This window comes from Scandinavium tedordense, from assembly GCF_024764965.1.
Classification (GTDB): domain Bacteria; phylum Pseudomonadota; class Gammaproteobacteria; order Enterobacterales; family Enterobacteriaceae; genus Scandinavium; species Scandinavium tedordense.
In genome coordinates this window covers 24,536-41,215 of record NZ_JALIGG010000051.1, presented here as the reverse complement: position 1 = coordinate 41,215, position 16,680 = coordinate 24,536, and the positions used below count along the sequence as shown (strand labels likewise).

Below are 16,680 nucleotides of genomic sequence, written 5' to 3'. Positions count from 1 at the left end.
TTAAGTTAAGACTTAGGCTGTTCTGACGCAGCATTACCTGCGGTTTGCTGCTGATTGTCAGAAGTGACTTCCTGCGCTTTTACCTGAGCGCCCGGTTTCACTTTTTGCAAACCGGTAATGATGACGCGATCCCCTGCTTTCAGACCATCGGTAACCAGCCATTTGTCGCCGATTGCCTGAGTTGCAGTCAGCTGACGGACTTCAACTTTATCGCCTTCACCAACAACCATTGCGCTGGCATCACCACGCGGAGTACGAGTAATACCCTGCTGTGGTACCAACAATGCAGTTGGGTTCACACCTTCTTCCAGCTTCGCCCGCACGAACATCCCTGGCAGCAGGGAGTGGTCTGGGTTAGGGAAGACAGCGCGAAGGGTGATAGAGCCAGTGGTCTGATCCACGGTCACATCAGAGAATTCCAGGGTACCGCTCTGCGAATATTTGATACCGTCCTGAGTAACGAGGTCAACTTTCGCTTTGCCGTCAACTTGCTTCAGCGCGCCACTCGCCAGTTCCTGCTTCAGACGCAGGAAATCGTTACTGGATTGCGTAACATCCACATAGATAGGATCAAGCTGCTGCACGGTTGCCAGTGCAGTAGTCTGACCATTCTGCACCAGCGCACCTTCGGTAACGGAAGATTTGCCAATACGGCCGCTGATTGGAGAAGTCACTTTGGTGTAAGCCAGATTGATACGCGCGCTTTCAACCGCAGCTTTCGCAGCGACAACGGAGGCGTTAGCCTGCTGTGCATCTGCCAGAGCTGTGTCGTAATCCTGCTTACTGATGTACTGCGTACCGACCAGTTTCTGATAACGGTTAACCGTCAGCTGAGCGATTTTAGCGGCAGCTTCTGCTTTAGCCAGATCGCCTTTTGCGCTGTCATACGCGGCCTGATACGTTGCTGGATCAATCTGATACAGAGACTCGCCAGCCTTGATTTCACCGCCTTCCGTAAAGTTGCGTTTCAGGATAATGCCACTCACCTGAGGACGAACTTCTGCGATACGGAAAGCACTGGTGCGGCCAGGTAATTCAGTCGTGATTTGGAGAGGTTCGGTTTTAAGCGTTACGACACCAACTTCTGGCGCATGCGCCGCTCCCTGTTGAGCCTGTTTATCGTCACATCCTGTAAGCGCTATGCTGCCTGAAAGCATCAGAACGACCGCCAGAGGCGTTAACCCTCTGTTTTTGTTCATATGTAAACCTCGAGTGTCCGATTTCAAATTGATCAATGGATCAAATGTCCACAAACCCATTGCTGCTTTATATTATGGTCGTGCTATGGTACATACATTCACAAATGTATGTAAATCTAACCTCTGTAAATTCACCAACCTATGGCACGAAAAACCAAACAACAGGCCCTGGAAACACGGCATCACATTCTCGATGTGGCCCTGCGGTTGTTTTCCCAACGAGGAGTATCATCCACCTCGTTGGCCGAGATTGCAAAAGCGGCTGGTGTAACCCGCGGAGCAATTTACTGGCATTTTAAGAACAAATCAGATTTATTTAGCGAAATCTGGCAGCTTTCTGAATTCAGTATCGGCAGTCTTGAGACTGAGTATCAGGCAAAATTCCCCGGCGATCCACTCTCAGTGCTCAGGGAAATACTAGTCTATATCCTGGAAGCGACGGTGGTCGTAGAGCGTCGGCGCTTATTGATGGAGATAATCTTCCATAAGTGTGAATTTGTTGGCGAAATGGCTGTTGTGCAGCAGGTTCAGCGCGACCTTTGCCTTGAAAGTTATGATCGGGTAGAACAGGCCTTGCGTGAATGTACTCTCTCCGGACAACTTCCGGCAGATTTACTCACCCGACGTGCCGCCATTTTGATGCGCAGCTATATTTCCGGGATTGTTGAAAATTGGTTATTTTCCCCCGACACGTTTGACCTGAAAAAAGAAGCCCGCGATTACATCGCTATTTTGCTGGAAATGTACCAGCTTTGTCCGACGCTGCGGGCCGCCCCGTCGCAATGAATGGGCAACAGGGAATATACCCGGAATTTTCCTGATACTGACTGCTATTCGGCGAACGGGGGAAATGCTATTCTTCGCTGGCAATTGCTCCCGGCGTCTCCGGCCCTGAACTCATTCATGCTGACACTATGCTGCACAACAATTTCTGGCAAAAATCATTTTTCGCGCTCATCATCGCTCTGACCTTTTTCTTCGGTGCCTTTGGCATTTCTCAGGCTCGCGCGCAAAGCAATAACGATCTGCCTGAACGGGGCGACGTGCAAAAGCAGCTCACCGCGCTGAGTAAGAAAAAAGAACTCACTCCGCAGGATAAGCTCGTTGAGCAGGACCTGTCGGACACCCTGCAATTGCTCGATAAAATCGACCGCGTCAAAGATGAAACCGCGCAGCTTAAACAGCAGATAGACCAGGCCCCGGCCAAAATGCGCCAGGCCACCGACAGCCTCAATGCGCTATCCGACGTCGACAACGACGACGAAACCCGCAAAAACCTGAATCAGCTTTCGATGCGTCAGCTGGAAGCGCGGGTCACTGAATTACTCGATCAACTGCAAAATGCCCAGAACGATCTCGCCACCTACAACAGCCAACTGGTGTCCCTGCAAACGCAGCCCGAACGCGTGCAGAACGCTATGTACAACGCGTCCCAGCAGCTGCAGCAAATTCGTAATCGCCTGAATGGCACCACCGTGGGTGAAGACGCGCTGCGTCCGACTCAACAAACCATGCTGGTAGTGCAGCAGGCGTTGCTCAATGCCGAACTCGATCAGCAGCGTAAAAGCCTCTCGGGCAACACCGTGTTGCAGGACACGTTGCAGAAACAGCGCGATTACGTGACTGCCAACAGCAACCGACTTCAGCATCAGCTCCTGCTATTACAGGAGGCGGTAAACAGCAAACGTCTGACCCTGACCGAGAAAACGGCGCAGGAAGCGGTCTCGCCTGACGATGCCGAACGCATTCAGGCAAATCCGTTGGTCAAACAGGAACTTGATATTAACCATCAGCTGAGCGAACGTTTGATTAAAGCGACAGAGACCGGCAACCAGCTGGTGCAGCAAAATATTCGGGTCAAAACCTGGCTCGACCGCGCGCTGCAGTCTGAACGCAACATCAAAGAACAGATTTCGATGCTCAAGGGCAGCCTGCTGCTGTCGCGGATTCTCTATCAAGAACAGCAGACGCTGCCATCGGCGGATGAACTGGAAGACATGACCAACCGCATTGCGGACCTGCGTCTTGAGCAGTTTGAAGTGAATCAGCAGCGCGATGCGTTGTTCCAGAGCGACGATTTCGTTGCAAAGCTGGAAGAGGGGCACAAAACCGACGTCACCGACGAAGTGACCGATGCGCTGACGCAGGTGGTCGACATGCGTCGTGAATTGCTCGACCAGATGAACAAGCAGCTCGGCAACCAGCTGATGATGGCTATCAACCTGCAGGTAAACCAGCAGCAGTTGATGAGCGTCTCGAAAAGCCTGCGCTCCATTCTTACCCAGCAAATTTTCTGGGTGAACAGCAACAAACCGATGGACTGGGATTGGATTAAATCCTTCCCATCGGCGCTGAAAGATCAGTTCAGCAAAATGGACGTCACCGTCAACTGGGAAAAGGCCTGGCCGTCGGTGTTCGTTGCCTTCCTCGCCGGATTGCCGCTGTTGCTGATCGCCGGGCTTATCCGCTGGCGTATGAAATGGCTGCGTAACTATCAACAAAAGCTGGCCTCGGAAGTAGGGCAGTTGCGGAACGACAGCCAGCTCAATACCCCGAAAGCACTGTTGATCGATCTTATTCGCACCCTGCCGGGGGTGATGTTAATCCTGGCGGTGGGCCTGATCCTGCTAACCATGCAGCTCAACATCAGCGACCTGCTGTGGGCATTCAGTAAAAAACTGGCGCTGTTCTGGCTGATTTTTGGCATGTGCTGGAAAGTGCTCGAAAAAAATGGCGTGGCGGTGATGCATTTCAACATGCAGCCGCAGATTACCAGCCACTGGCGTCGCCAGATTGTACGCATCAGCCTGGCGCTGCTTCCGCTGCACTTCTGGTCTGTTGAGGCGGAGCTCTCGCCGCTGCACCTGATGGATGACGTGCTTGGCCAGTTTGCGATTTTCCTCAACCTGATGCTGGTAACCGTGCTTGTCTGGCCGATGTGCCGCGACAGCTGGCGTGATAAAGAGTCCCATAGCCTGCGCCTGATAACCATTACCACGCTGGCGATTGTGCCAGTTGCGCTGATGGTGCTGACTGCCACTGGGTATTTCTACACCACGCTGCGCCTGGCCGGCCGTTGGATTGAAACCGTTTATCTGGTCATTCTGTGGAACCTGATTTACCAGACCGTTCTGCGTGGCCTGAGCGTTGCCGCTCGCCGAATTGCCTACCGTCGTGCGCTGGCGCGTCGTCAGCATATTGTGAAAGAGGGCGCAGAAGGGGCAGAGCCGCTGGAAGAACCGACCATCGCGCTGGCAGACGTTAACCAGCAGACGTTGCGAATTACCGTACTGGTGATGACGGCGCTGTTTGGCGTGATCTTCTGGGCCATTTGGTCAGACTTAATTACCGTATTCGCCTATCTCGACAGCATCACATTGTGGCATTACAACGTGACCGAAGCCGGGGCCGAAGTGCTACGTAATGTCACGCTCGGTAGCCTGCTGTTTGCGCTGATTTCCTTTGGCGTCGCCTGGGCGTTAATCCGTAACTTACCAGGCCTGCTGGAAGTGCTGGTGCTCTCGCGTCTGAACATGCGCCAGGGGGCCTCTTACGCCATCACGACGATTTTGAATTATGTGATTATCGGCGCGGGCGCAATGACAGTTTTCGGCTCGCTCGGCGTGTCGTGGGATAAACTGCAATGGCTCGCCGCCGCGCTGTCGGTCGGTCTTGGTTTCGGCTTACAGGAAATTTTCGGTAATTTTGTATCCGGTTTGATCATCCTGTTTGAACGTCCGGTACGCATCGGCGATACGGTGACCATCGGGACGTTCTCGGGCTCGGTCAGCAAGATTCGTATCCGCGCTACCACCATCACCGACTTCGACCGCAAAGAAGTGATCATCCCGAATAAAGCCTTCGTAACCGAGCGTCTCATTAACTGGTCGCTGAGCGATACCATCACTCGTGTGGTGATCCGCCTGGGTGTGGCCTACGGTTCTGATCTGGATAAGGTCAAAGAAGTGCTGCTGCAAGCGGCGATGGAACATCCGAAAGTTATGCACGATCCGGAGCCGTCGGTGTTCTTCACGAATTTCGGCCCGAGCACGCTGGATCACGAACTGCGTCTGTACGTGCGCGAATTACGCGATCGCAGCTACACAGTGGACGAGCTGAACCGCACCATCGACCGTCTGTGTCGTGAGAATGGAATTAACATCGCGTTTAACCAACTGGAAGTGCATCTGAGCAACAAAATGGGTGATCAAGTAACGGAAGTGAAGCGCGAAGTGAAAGGGGACGATCCGACACCTGAGGGTGCGTGATTGGGGTTGACCCTCACCCCAGCCCTCTCCCTAAAAGGGAGAGCGGGCCGACCGGCACGGTTTATATCCCTTTGCCCTTTTGCTCAGAGGGTTAGGGGGTACCGTTACCCTCCTCAACTTTCCGCTCAAAATCTTTCTTCACTATCTCCAGCGCGCGAAGCACAACCTCAGGTGCAATCGCGTGTTCCTCCAGCAGCATAATCAAATCTACCGCCAGTTTTACATCGTCCGGGGCATTCTCCAGCGACATACGTTCTCCTGTTAGCGCGTCATGCGCGCCAGTACGTTTTCAATATTCTCCAGCGCGCCGCGACAGCGTGCCAGCCGGGCGCTAAACGCCTCAACTTCCCTGGTAAGCCGTTGCTGATCCGCAAGCGTCGTGGCCTGCGCTAACTGCTGGCGTCGTTGCTGCGTCATCTCCAGCAGGCGGCGCTCAAATTCCTGATGCTGAAGCCGCTTACGTTGCCAGCGCGTCAACGCCGGGGAGCCATTGTCCCACCCGCGCAGCTGCCAGGCTGCACTTTCTCGGGCGATGGCCTCCAACTGGGAAACCAAATGTTCCGCCAGCCACTGCACCTGCTCAAACTGCTGCTTTTCAACAGCCAGGTGCAACGCTTTCAAATTGCCTCGCGCCTCTTCCACGCAGGCCTGTAAGAATGAACTGCGGGTGCGAAAAAGCTGGCGGTCGAAGCGGGCGCCAATGGTGGCATGAAACGCCATCGGGGCGACCTCGGTTTCGAGCCGCGATAGTTGCGCATCCAGCGATTGCAGTAACAGGTCAGTTTTCATGTTGTTCTCCCTCGTAAGGACGGTGGCCTGTGCTACATTTGCCGTTATGAAACGGACCATTCTAAACATCATTGGCTGGCTGGCGGTAGTACTAGGCACCCTGGGCGTGTTTTTACCGCTCCTGCCGACTACGCCTTTCATCCTGCTGGCGGCCTGGTGCTTTGCGCGTTCATCTCCGCGCTTTCACGACTGGCTGCTGTATCGCTCTTGGTTTGGCGGCTATCTGCGCCACTGGCAGCAATATAAAGCGATGCCGCCAGGGGCAAAATCGCGCGCCATTGTGTTCACGCTTGTGACCTTCGCATTTTCCCTGTGGCTGGTGAAAATTCTGTGGGTGCGATTTTTGCTGCTGGGGATCCTCGCCTGTCTGCTGATTTTCTTGTGGCGTATTCCAGTGGTTGATGCAAAACAACAAAAATAATAATGCTGGTAATGGTTATTGCATTTCTGTTTGACTGCCAGTACATTCTGGCGTTTTCGAGCACGGGCCCAGCGGGTTAAAAGTTAATCAAGTGTAACTTGATACCGCAGAAACGGCGCCTTGTGAGTAACACCGTTTTAATCAGGCATACACCTATGACCGCAACTGCACAGCAGCTTGAATTTCTGAAGAACAGCATCAAAAGCATCCAGGACTATCCGAAACCTGGCATTCTTTTCCGCGATGTCACCAGTTTGCTGGAAGACCCGAAAGCCTATGTGCTCAGCATTGAACTGCTGACCGAGCGTTTTAAAAACATGGGTATCACCAAAGTGGTGGGTACCGAGGCGCGCGGCTTCCTGTTTGGTGCTCCGGTCGCGCTGGCGTTGGGCGTAGGCTTTGTACCGGTACGTAAGCCGGGCAAACTGCCGCGTGAAACTATCGCTGAAAGCTACGAGCTGGAATACGGCACCGATCAGCTGGAAATCCACATCGATGCTATCCAGCCAGGCGACAAAGTGCTGGTGGTGGACGATCTGCTGGCAACCGGCGGTACCATCGAAGCGACCGTGAAGCTGATCCGCCGTCTGGGTGGTGAAGTGACCGACGCGGCGTTCATCATCAATCTGTTCGATCTGGGCGGCGAACAGCGTCTGGAAAAACAGGGTATCAACTGCTACAGCTTAGTTCCGTTCCCAGGGCATTGATCCCGTATGCCACAACCTCGCCCAAAGGGTGAGGTTGTGTTAGCATTACCCCCCAGTATTCCACCTTCCAGCGTTGCAGAGCCTGCCAATGAGTTATCAGGTCTTAGCCCGAAAATGGCGACCACAAACCTTCGCTGACGTTGTCGGCCAGGAACATGTGCTGACCGCACTGGCGAACGGCCTGGCGTCCGGTCGTATCCACCATGCGTATCTGTTTTCCGGAACCCGCGGCGTAGGGAAAACCTCTATTGCCCGCCTGCTGGCGAAAGGACTGAACTGCGAAAGCGGTATCACCGCCACGCCGTGTGGTGTCTGTGATAACTGCCGTGAAATCGAGCAGGGTCGTTTTGTCGATCTGATTGAGATCGATGCCGCCTCGCGCACCAAAGTCGAAGATACCCGTGACCTGCTGGACAACGTGCAGTACGCTCCGGCCCGCGGTCGCTTCAAGGTCTATCTGATCGATGAAGTGCACATGCTTTCGCGTCACAGCTTTAATGCGCTGTTAAAAACGCTGGAAGAGCCGCCATCGCACGTAAAATTCCTGCTGGCGACTACCGATCCGCAGAAGCTGCCGGTGACGATCCTTTCCCGCTGCCTGCAATTCCATCTGAAGGCGCTCGACGTCGATCAAATTCGTCATCAGTTGGAACATATTCTCGGCGAAGAGAAAATTGTTTCCGAAACGCGCGCTTTGCAGCTGTTGGCCCGTGCGGCCGATGGCAGCCTGCGTGACGCGCTGAGCCTCACCGATCAGGCAATTGCCAGCGGTGACGGACAGCTGACCGCTGCCAGCGTAAGCACCATGCTCGGCACGCTCGACGACGATCAGGCGCTGTCACTGATTGAAGCGCTGGTCGGTGCCAACGGCGAGCAGGTAATGGCACTTATCCACGAGGCCGCGTCTCGTGGTATCGAATGGGAAGCGCTGCTGGTCGAAATGCAAAGCCTGCTGCACCGCATTGCGATGGTACAGCTTTCGCCGTCGGCCCTCGGCAGCGACATGGCTTCAGTAGAGCACCGGATGCGCGAGCTGGCGCGAACCGTGCCGCCCGCAGATATTCAACTGTATTACCAGACGCTGCTGATCGGCCGCAAAGAGCTGCCGTATGCGCCGGACCGCCGGATGGGTGTCGAAATGACCCTGCTGCGTGCGCTGGCGTTCCATCCGTGCAAGCCGTTGCCGGAGCCGGAAGTTCAGCCGCAGTCTTTTGCCCCCGTCGCGCCAACAGCGGTGATGCACCCGACGCAAGTCGCGCCCCAGCAAGCGCCAGCCGCGCCTGCGTATCAAAGCGAAACGCTACCGGATTCTACCAGCCAGGTGCTGGCGGCCCGCAGCCAATTGCAACGCGCTCAGGGAGCACCCAAAGCAAAAAAGAGTGAACCGGCAGCCGCATTACGCGCGCGGCCGGTGAACAATGCTGCGCTGGAGAGACTGGCCTCGGTCACGGAACGCGTGCAGGCGCGCCCATCTTCGACGGCGTTGGAAGAACAGCGTCCGCAGAAAAAAGAAGCATACCGCTGGAAAGCGACCACTATCACCGAAGTGGTGAAGGAAGAGGTCGCCACGCCGAAGGCGCTGAAGAAAGCGCTGGAGCATGAGAAAACGCCAGAGCTCGCCGCGAAACTTGCGGTCGAAGCCGTGGAGCGCGACGGCTGGGCGGCAGAAGTAAGCCACCTTAAATTGCCTAAACTGGTAGAACAAGTTGCGCTTAATGCATGGAAAGAGCAGAGCGGGAACAGCGTCTGCCTGCACCTGCGTCCGTCCCAGCGTCATCTGAATAACGGCGGGGCGCTCAAAGTTCTGACTGAAGCGATGAGCGAATTAACCGGCGCACCGGTTGAACTGACCATCGTTGAAGATGATAATCCCGCGGTGCGTACGCCGCTGGAGTGGCGTCAGGCCATTTACGAAGAAAAGCTCGCGCAGGCACGTGAGGCAATTGTTGCCGATAACAACATTCAGACCCTGCGTCGTTTCTTCGATGCGGATCTGGATGAAGACAGTATTCGACCCATTTGACTGTAAGCCCGGCTTACGGTTTTACCTTTAACATGACTGACTGAGAGATAAGCCTATGTTTGGTGGAAAAGGCGGTCTGGGTAACCTGATGAAACAGGCCCAGCAGATGCAAGAAAAAATGCAGAAAGCGCAGGAAGAAATCGCTCAACTGGAAGTGACCGGTGAGTCTGGTGCGGGCCTGGTAAAGGTCACCATCAACGGTGCGCATAACTGCCGTCGCGTTGAGATCGACCCAAGTCTGTTCGAAGATGACAAAGACATGCTGGAAGATTTGGTGGCTGCCGCGTTCAATGACGCAGCACGCCGCATCGAAGAAACCCAGAAAGAGAAAATGGCCGGTGTTTCCTCAGGAATGCAGCTGCCACCAGGCTTTAAAATGCCGTTCTAATGTCATCCACACCCTCTCCCCGGAGAGGGTGTTCTTTTTTAGCTACTCCTCGTTAAACCCCGCGTAACACTCAGCCAGAAAATCAATTAACGCCCGCACTGCCGGAAGCTGCCCTCGTCGCGAAGGAAAGACCGCGTGAATAATTTCACGTCGGGTTCGCCACTCTGGCAACAGAAGCACCAGCGTTCCTGCCGCAATCTGCTCTTTTAGCATCAACCGTGGCAGCTGCACAATGCCGACTCCGGCCAGCGCCGCACTGCGTAGCGCAATCATATCGGTAGTGATAAACCGTGGTGTGTGGTGCAGGGTGACGTCCTGGTTATCCGGCCCGTACAAACACCAGCGATAAACCTGCTGCGGCTTGCTTAAGGCGAGGCTCGGCCAGGGCTGGAGATCGGCGGGCGATGCCGGTGCACCAAACTGAGTAACCAGCGCCGGGCTTGCCACCAGACACATACTTCTGTCGGCCAGCTTACGCATCACCAGATCGCTGTCTTCCAGCGGAAGCGGACGCACGCGAATGGCAATATCGACGTTTTCGTTCAGCACATCTACTTGACGGTTGGTCTCTTCCAGCTGCACCGTGACGTGGGGGTAACGCGCCATAAACTGCGCTAGCATTTCACCGATATGCACGTGCAATAACGTAATCGGGCAGGCCAGACGAATAACGCCGCGAGGTTCGGTGCGCAGCGAATCAATCGCCTCCTGCGCCGCTTCGGCCTCAATCATCATCGCTTTGCAATGGCGATAGAAAATCTGCCCGGCTTCGGTCACCGTAAAACTGCGCGTTGAGCGCTGGATAAGCCGTGTTTCCAGCCGCTCTTCCAGCAGCGCAATCCGGCGGCTCAGGCGTGATTTTGGAATGCCAATCACTCGACTGGCCGGGGAAAACCCACCGTTATCCACTACCTGCACGAAATACCACAGATCGTTGAGGTCCTGCATTTTCATTGTCCTGTATATGGAACGCTGAGTTCATTTTTTCAGTCTACCGCAGTCACTGTCTTGTGAGTAAGCTTTATCACATCGCAACAAACGCAATGGAGCTAACGATGAAATCAATTTTAGGTGTGTACTCAGCCCCGCAGTCCCACTGGGTGGGCGATGGGTTCCCGGTGCGTTCCCTGTTCTCCTACGCAAAATTTGCCAAACAGCTTAGCCCGTTCCTGCTGCTGGATTACGCGGGCCCGGCAGATTTTAAACCGAGTAACAAAGGCCAGCGTGGCGTAGATGTGCATCCGCACCGCGGTTTTGAAACAGTCACTATTGTCTACAAAGGCGAAGTGGCGCACCGCGATTCCACCGGCAGCGGTGGGGTGATTGGCCCTGGCGACGTGCAATGGATGACCGCCGGGAGCGGCATTTTGCATGAAGAGTTTCACTCTCCGGCCTTCAGTGAGAAGGGCGGTGCACTGGAAATGGTCCAGCTGTGGGTGAACCTGCCTGCGAAGGATAAATCCACGCCTGCGGCGTATCAGTCGATAACTGACGGCGATATCCCGCAGGTGGCGTTGCCGGATAATACCGGTCTGGCGCGAGTGATTGCCGGTGAACTGGACGGCCATAAAGGCCCGGCGAAAACGTTCTCGCCGATGCGCATTCTTGATTTGCGCCTCAACGCCCACAGCACGACTACGCTGACTCTGCCAGATGGCTGGAACACCGCATTGGTAGTGCTGAAAGGCACGGTACAGGTCAATGGACAGGAAATTGCGAGGGAAGCGCAGTTGGTCGTACTGGATGCGAAAGGCGAAAGCGTAACGCTTGAAGCCAACAACGAGGCTACGGTGCTGCTGCTTAGCGGCGAACCGCTGAATGAGCCAGTGGTTGGCTATGGGCCGTTTGTGATGAACACCCGTGAAGAAATCAACCAGGCTATCGACGACTTCAACCAAGGACGATTCGGCCAGCAGGCCGAGCAGTAAACGATAACGGCTACCGGCCCGGTAGCCGTTCATTTTAAATCAGCTGGAGAACACAATCATGACCCCTGCAAATTTTAACGGCCAAAAGCCAATGATCGACCCGAACGACGCGGTGCTGCTGTTGATCGACCACCAGAGTGGCCTGTTCCAGTTGGTCCACGACATGCCGATGACCACGCTGCGCACCCATGCCACGGTGCTCGCCAAAATGGCGACCCTGGCGAACATTCCGGTCATCACCACCGCATCCGTGCCGCAAGGACCGAACGGGCCACTGATCCCAGAGATCCACAAGTATGCGCCGCATGCGCAGTACGTGCCGCGTAAAGGTGAAATCAACGCCTGGGATAATCCAGAGTTTGTGGCGGCGGTGAAAGCGACCGGGCGTAGCACCCTGATTATCGCCGGGACCGTCACCAGCGTATGCATGGCTTTCCCGGCTATCAGCGCGGTGGCAGATGGCTTTAAAGTCTTCGCGGTAATTGATGCGTCCGGGACGTATTCCAAAATGGCCCAGGAAATCAGCCTCGCACGTGTGGTGCAGGCAGGCGTGGTTCCGCTGGATATGGCAGCGGTGACGGCGGAAATTCAGCACACCTGGAACCGTGATGATGCGATGGAATGGGCCAACCTGTGGTCGGGCGTATTCACGGAATATCCACTGCTGATGGAAAGCTATCAGAAGGCACAGGACGTGGTAACGAATCAGGAAACACTGGATTCGCAGCGCGCCTGAGTCATCGTCTCTGCGCGATCGCTCGCGCAGAGACGTATCTTTTTCTATACCCGTCGCTGGGGCTAATGTTAGGCTATGGCCCACTCTTTTTTTAGAAGTCTGAGCGATGCAAACCAGTCCTTTACTTACCGCCCTTATGGAATCCCTCCGCTGCCTGCCTGGCGTGGGTCCGAAGTCTGCCCAACGCATGGCGTTTACCTTGTTGCAACGCGATCGTAGCGGTGGAATGCGCCTGGCGCAGGCGCTGACTCGGGCAATGTCTGAAATTGGCCACTGTGCTGATTGCCGGACCTTCACCGAGCAGGACGTGTGTAACATTTGCTCGAACCCGCGTCGTCAGGAAAACGGTCAGCTTTGCGTGGTCGAGAGTCCAGCAGACATCTACGCCATCGAACAAACCGGGCAGTTTTCCGGGCGTTACTTCGTGCTGATGGGCCATTTGTCACCGCTCGACGGCATCGGACCGGACGACATCGGCCTCGACAGGCTCGAAGCGCGTTTGAGCAGCGAACAGATGAAAGAAGTGATCCTCGCCACGAACCCCACGGTGGAAGGGGAGGCGACCGCCAACTACATCGCTGAACTCTGCGGGCAATATGGCGTAGAAGCCAGTCGCATTGCGCACGGCGTACCGGTCGGCGGTGAACTGGAAATGGTTGATGGCACCACGCTGTCGCACTCCCTTGCAGGTCGCCACAAGATTCGTTTTTAACCAATCGGGAGGACAATCGCGTTCTCCCGCTTGAAAAGTTCCTCTCTGAGCCCCATCTCCCACTCAACGCTTTTTTATTCTATTTAATTGGCATTGAGGAATTTTCCGATGAAAGGACAAGAAACTCGCGGTTTCCAGTCAGAAGTAAAACAGCTTCTGCACCTGATGATCCACTCGCTCTACTCCAATAAAGAAATTTTCCTGCGCGAGCTGATTTCCAACGCCTCCGATGCGGCGGATAAGCTGCGTTTCCGCGCGCTGTCTGACGCCTCTCTGTATGAAGGTGACGGCGAACTGCGCGTGCGCGTTTCGTTTGATCAGGAAAAACGCACCTTGACCATCGCCGATAACGGTATTGGCATGAACCGCGACGACGTGGTCGATCATCTCGGTACTATCGCGAAATCCGGCACCAAAGCCTTCCTACAATCCATGGGCTCCGACCAGGCGAAAGACAGCCAGCTGATCGGTCAGTTCGGTGTCGGCTTCTACTCGGCATTCATCGTGGCGGATAAAGTCACAGTGCGCACCCGTGCGGCAGGCGACAGCGCCGAGAACGGCGTGTTCTGGGAGTCCGAAGGCGAAGGTGAATACACCGTTGCCGACATCACCAAAGCCGATCGCGGCACCGAAATCACGCTGCATCTGCGCGAAGGCGAAGACGATTTCCTCAACGACTGGCGCGTACGTTCGATAATCAGCAAATACTCCGATCACATCGCACTGCCGGTTGAGATTGAGAAAACGGAAGACGTTGACGGCGAAACTGTCGTGTCATGGGAAAAAATCAACAAAGCCCAGGCGCTGTGGACTCGCAACAAGTCTGAGATTAAAGACGACGAGTACAATGAATTCTACAAGCACATCGCCCATGACTTTACCGACCCGCTGGCCTGGAGCCACAACCGCGTGGAAGGTAAACAGGAATACACCAGCCTGCTGTACATTCCGGCTCAGGCACCGTGGGATATGTGGAACCGTGACCACAAGCACGGTCTGAAACTGTACGTGCAGCGCGTGTTCATCATGGACGAAGCCGAGCAGTTCATGCCGAACTACCTGCGCTTTATCCGTGGCCTGATTGATTCTAACGATCTGCCGCTGAACGTTTCCCGTGAAATTCTGCAAGACAGCACCGTTACCCGTAATCTGCGTGCTGCCCTGAGCAAACGCGCGCTGCAGATGCTTGAAAAACTGGCGAAACACGACGCGGAAAAATACCAGACCTTCTGGAAACAGTTCGGCTTAGTGCTGAAAGAAGGTCCGGCGGAAGATAACGCCAACCAGCAGACCATCGCAAAACTGCTGCGCTTTGCGTCCACCCATACCGATTCTTCCGAGCAGACCGTGTCGCTGGAAGATTACGTCTCCCGCATGAAAGAAGGGCAGGAGAAGATTTATTACATCACCGCTGACAGCTACGCCGCGGCGAAGAGTAGCCCGCATCTGGAACTGCTGCGTAAGAAAGGCATCGAAGTGCTGCTGTTGTCCGATCGTATCGATGAATGGATGATGAGCTACCTGACTGAGTTTGACGGCAAAGCGTTCCAGTCGGTGGCAAAAGCCGATGAGTCGCTGGATAAGCTGACAGATGACGTGGATGACAGCACCAAAGAAGCCGAAAAAGCGCTGGAGCCGTTTGTTGATCGCGTGAAAACCCTGCTGGGCGAGCGCGTGAAAGAAGTGCGTTTGACTCATCGCCTGACCGATACTCCGGCGATTGTCACCACCGAAGCCGATGAAATGAGCACCCAGATGGCGAAATTGTTCGCGGCGGCGGGGCAGAGCGTACCGGAAGTGAAGTACATTTTTGAACTGAACCCGGATCATGCGCTGGTGAAACGTGCGGCTGATACGCAGAATGATGGCAAGTTTGGCGAATGGGTTGAACTGTTGCTGGATCAGGCGCTGTTTGCCGAACGTGGCACCCTGGAAGATCCTAACCTGTTCATCAAACGAATGAATACCTTGCTGACTAATTAATTATAAGAATAATGAAAAGCCCCGGAAAATTATTTCGGGGCTTTTTTATTTCTCGCGATTATTCCCTTGTCTATATGTTGTGAACCTGAATATAGTTTTTAATTTCCTCTTGCGGTATTTTCTTGCGGTATTTTCATTTTCCCATTGATGCAATTATTCATAAGGATTTTGTATGCCCGCAACCAATCAATTACCGTCACCTATCGTCAGGTGTAATGGATATTTTAATAATGTTTACTCCGGCCTGTCTTCGATTCAGGGGGGGAAGCGAGGGTTTCAGCCGGAAAATACGCTGATTGTACCCGGAGGTCTGCGAGGTACATTTGATCGCTCATCAGAAGAGGCCCTGTATTGCATTAGCGATGGTACGGAAGAGGATGTTATTATTAGTGTTTATGACCAAATATCAAAGCGAGGGGGTATTTTTTATATAAAAGAGTCCATTCAGGGTAAGGGTGATCAATGCTCTGAGTTAGAGAGTTTTATCTCACTATTACAGAACATCGACATAAAGCGTATCTTTGTGACCATTACCGGAGGCGCGACGTTGTCCAGGAATAGCCTGGTGAAATCGGCTCAGACACAACTAAAAAAACTTAAGATTATAAAAACAACCTGGAATAATTATCTGTGGATCCCCAATAAGTGGCGCTATTGCTGCCATCACTGCTGGATAGTTAAGCTGGATCTGAGTAATGGTGCCGTCAAATCATTTCGGACATCGTACGTTGCGGTGAATAGTTTTATGAATAATGATGATTTTCTCCGGATCTCACGAACGTTAAGAGACAGAGTCCGTGACGACTTCATTGCTAAATTTTTTAGAAATCATCCTGAGTTTAGAGAAATGCGGGGACGCATTGAGGCAATAGCACAGAAAAAACCCTTTGGTAATATAACGCAATTCATTCAACCTATTGGAAATAATAATGTATTTGTCTTTGTTTCATGCCCTATACCCACGAATGGGGTAGTGGATATGCAGACGCTGAAGAATGCATTGCGAAGTGGTTGTGGAGAATATGTCATTCTGTACCCTTCAAATCCTCACCCTCTTCCGGTCGTCCCTGATACTCAGCCTGTTTCTTTTCCCACTGAGGTGTCTTCCCGTTCGATCATGACTCAACGTCGGAAAAAAGGGCAAGCCACCAGCGCCGACCATCCCCCTGCGGTTGCTCGCGAAGGTAAATCGGCCACCCGCTATACGGTGATTGACGATCCCTATTTTAGAGGGCAGCTGGCATTACTTCGGACGTTTGGGAACGATGGCGTCTATAAATCCACACTGAATAAAATTAGTGAAATACGTCAGGATGCGGAAAATGGACGAATACCGGGAAAAATAATAGAGGGTTATCGCATTTGTGATCTTCCAGGATTGGGTGCTAACGGACGGGGTAACTGGCGTTTATTAATGACGCAGTCGGGGGGAACCGTAACCTTTAAGTCGATTGCCGATTATCATGGCAATCGCTGGCGGACCTGGAGTTAACTGAGGGATCTCGGCTGGCTTTCTTGAGATGAAG

At 53.9% G+C, this 16,680-nt stretch carries 15 protein-coding genes and 1 other annotated feature; of the genes, 11 read left to right on the top strand and 4 right to left on the bottom strand.

What is annotated here, in order from left to right; all coding sequences use genetic code 11:
* Positions 1 to 5: 5 nt before the first annotated feature.
* The gene (acrA, locus tag MUU46_RS05365; protein WP_159752468.1) at positions 6 to 1,199 is read right to left on the bottom strand and encodes a multidrug efflux RND transporter periplasmic adaptor subunit AcrA; all 1,194 of its coding nucleotides are present in this window, start codon (positions 1,197 to 1,199) and stop codon (positions 6 to 8) included.
* A gap of 141 nt (positions 1,200 to 1,340) precedes the next feature.
* On the opposite strand from acrA, the gene acrR reads away from it, so the two are divergent.
* Complete coding sequence (gene acrR / locus MUU46_RS05360; protein WP_258965019.1) at positions 1,341 to 1,985, top strand: multidrug efflux transporter transcriptional repressor AcrR; 645 nt, start codon at positions 1,341 to 1,343, stop codon at positions 1,983 to 1,985.
* Between the two features lie 128 nt (positions 1,986 to 2,113).
* Positions 2,114 to 5,467, top strand: a complete 3,354-nt coding sequence (mscK, locus tag MUU46_RS05355) for a mechanosensitive channel MscK (RefSeq protein WP_258965018.1) — start codon at positions 2,114 to 2,116, stop codon at positions 5,465 to 5,467.
* A 91-nt stretch (positions 5,468 to 5,558) separates the two neighbouring features.
* Here mscK and rsmS read toward each other — a convergent pair whose 3' ends face one another.
* Both rsmS and priC read right to left on the bottom strand, forming a co-directional pair.
* Positions 5,559 to 5,717: a pleiotropic regulatory protein RsmS gene (rsmS, locus tag MUU46_RS05350; protein WP_159752474.1), complete on the bottom strand. Its 159-nt coding sequence runs from the start codon at positions 5,715 to 5,717 to the stop codon at positions 5,559 to 5,561.
* An 11-nt stretch (positions 5,718 to 5,728) separates the two neighbouring features.
* Positions 5,729 to 6,256 carry a primosomal replication protein N'' gene (priC, locus tag MUU46_RS05345; RefSeq protein WP_159752476.1) on the bottom strand — a complete coding sequence of 176 codons (528 nt, stop codon included), beginning with the start codon at positions 6,254 to 6,256 and terminating at the stop codon, positions 5,729 to 5,731.
* A 46-nt stretch (positions 6,257 to 6,302) separates the two neighbouring features.
* Here priC and MUU46_RS05340 point away from each other — a divergent pair, with 46 nt between their 5' ends.
* From MUU46_RS05340 to MUU46_RS05325, 4 genes are all read left to right on the top strand, one after another.
* Complete coding sequence (locus tag MUU46_RS05340) at positions 6,303 to 6,677, top strand: DUF454 family protein (RefSeq protein WP_159752478.1); 375 nt, start codon at positions 6,303 to 6,305, stop codon at positions 6,675 to 6,677.
* A gap of 155 nt (positions 6,678 to 6,832) precedes the next feature.
* A complete protein-coding gene (gene apt / locus MUU46_RS05335; RefSeq protein ID WP_258965017.1) occupies positions 6,833 to 7,384 on the top strand; it encodes an adenine phosphoribosyltransferase in 552 nt (183 codons plus the stop codon).
* An 88-nt stretch (positions 7,385 to 7,472) separates the two neighbouring features.
* Complete coding sequence (dnaX, locus tag MUU46_RS05330) at positions 7,473 to 9,407, top strand: DNA polymerase III subunit gamma/tau (protein ID WP_258965016.1); 1,935 nt, start codon at positions 7,473 to 7,475, stop codon at positions 9,405 to 9,407.
* Positions 8,737 to 8,801 (top strand) — a sequence feature (DnaX frameshifting element). Its footprint overlaps the gene before it by 65 nt.
* 55 nt (positions 9,408 to 9,462) lie before the next feature.
* The gene (locus MUU46_RS05325; RefSeq protein ID WP_159752484.1) at positions 9,463 to 9,795 is read left to right on the top strand and encodes a YbaB/EbfC family nucleoid-associated protein; all 333 of its coding nucleotides are present in this window, start codon (positions 9,463 to 9,465) and stop codon (positions 9,793 to 9,795) included.
* A 42-nt stretch (positions 9,796 to 9,837) separates the two neighbouring features.
* Here MUU46_RS05325 and MUU46_RS05320 read toward each other — a convergent pair whose 3' ends face one another.
* Positions 9,838 to 10,749, bottom strand: a complete 912-nt coding sequence (locus MUU46_RS05320; RefSeq protein WP_258965015.1) for a LysR family transcriptional regulator — start codon at positions 10,747 to 10,749, stop codon at positions 9,838 to 9,840.
* A 101-nt stretch (positions 10,750 to 10,850) separates the two neighbouring features.
* Here MUU46_RS05320 and MUU46_RS05315 point away from each other — a divergent pair, with 101 nt between their 5' ends.
* The 5 genes from MUU46_RS05315 to MUU46_RS05295 all read left to right on the top strand — a co-directional run bounded on the left by MUU46_RS05315 (position 10,851) and on the right by MUU46_RS05295 (position 16,646).
* Positions 10,851 to 11,723 (top strand): pirin family protein, encoded by an 873-nt coding sequence (locus tag MUU46_RS05315; RefSeq protein ID WP_258965014.1) that lies wholly within the window; start codon positions 10,851 to 10,853, stop codon positions 11,721 to 11,723.
* A 55-nt stretch (positions 11,724 to 11,778) separates the two neighbouring features.
* On the top strand, positions 11,779 to 12,459 hold the full coding sequence (locus tag MUU46_RS05310; protein WP_258965111.1) for an isochorismatase family protein: 681 nt from the start codon (positions 11,779 to 11,781) through the stop codon (positions 12,457 to 12,459).
* 106 nt (positions 12,460 to 12,565) lie between these two features.
* On the top strand, positions 12,566 to 13,171 hold the full coding sequence (recR, locus tag MUU46_RS05305; RefSeq protein WP_159752490.1) for a recombination mediator RecR: 606 nt from the start codon (positions 12,566 to 12,568) through the stop codon (positions 13,169 to 13,171).
* Between the two features lie 108 nt (positions 13,172 to 13,279).
* On the top strand, positions 13,280 to 15,154 hold the full coding sequence (gene htpG, locus MUU46_RS05300) for a molecular chaperone HtpG (protein ID WP_258965013.1): 1,875 nt from the start codon (positions 13,280 to 13,282) through the stop codon (positions 15,152 to 15,154).
* A gap of 172 nt (positions 15,155 to 15,326) precedes the next feature.
* A complete protein-coding gene (locus MUU46_RS05295) occupies positions 15,327 to 16,646 on the top strand; it encodes a hypothetical protein (protein WP_258965012.1) in 1,320 nt (439 codons plus the stop codon).
* Positions 16,647 to 16,680: the final 34 nt, after the last annotated feature.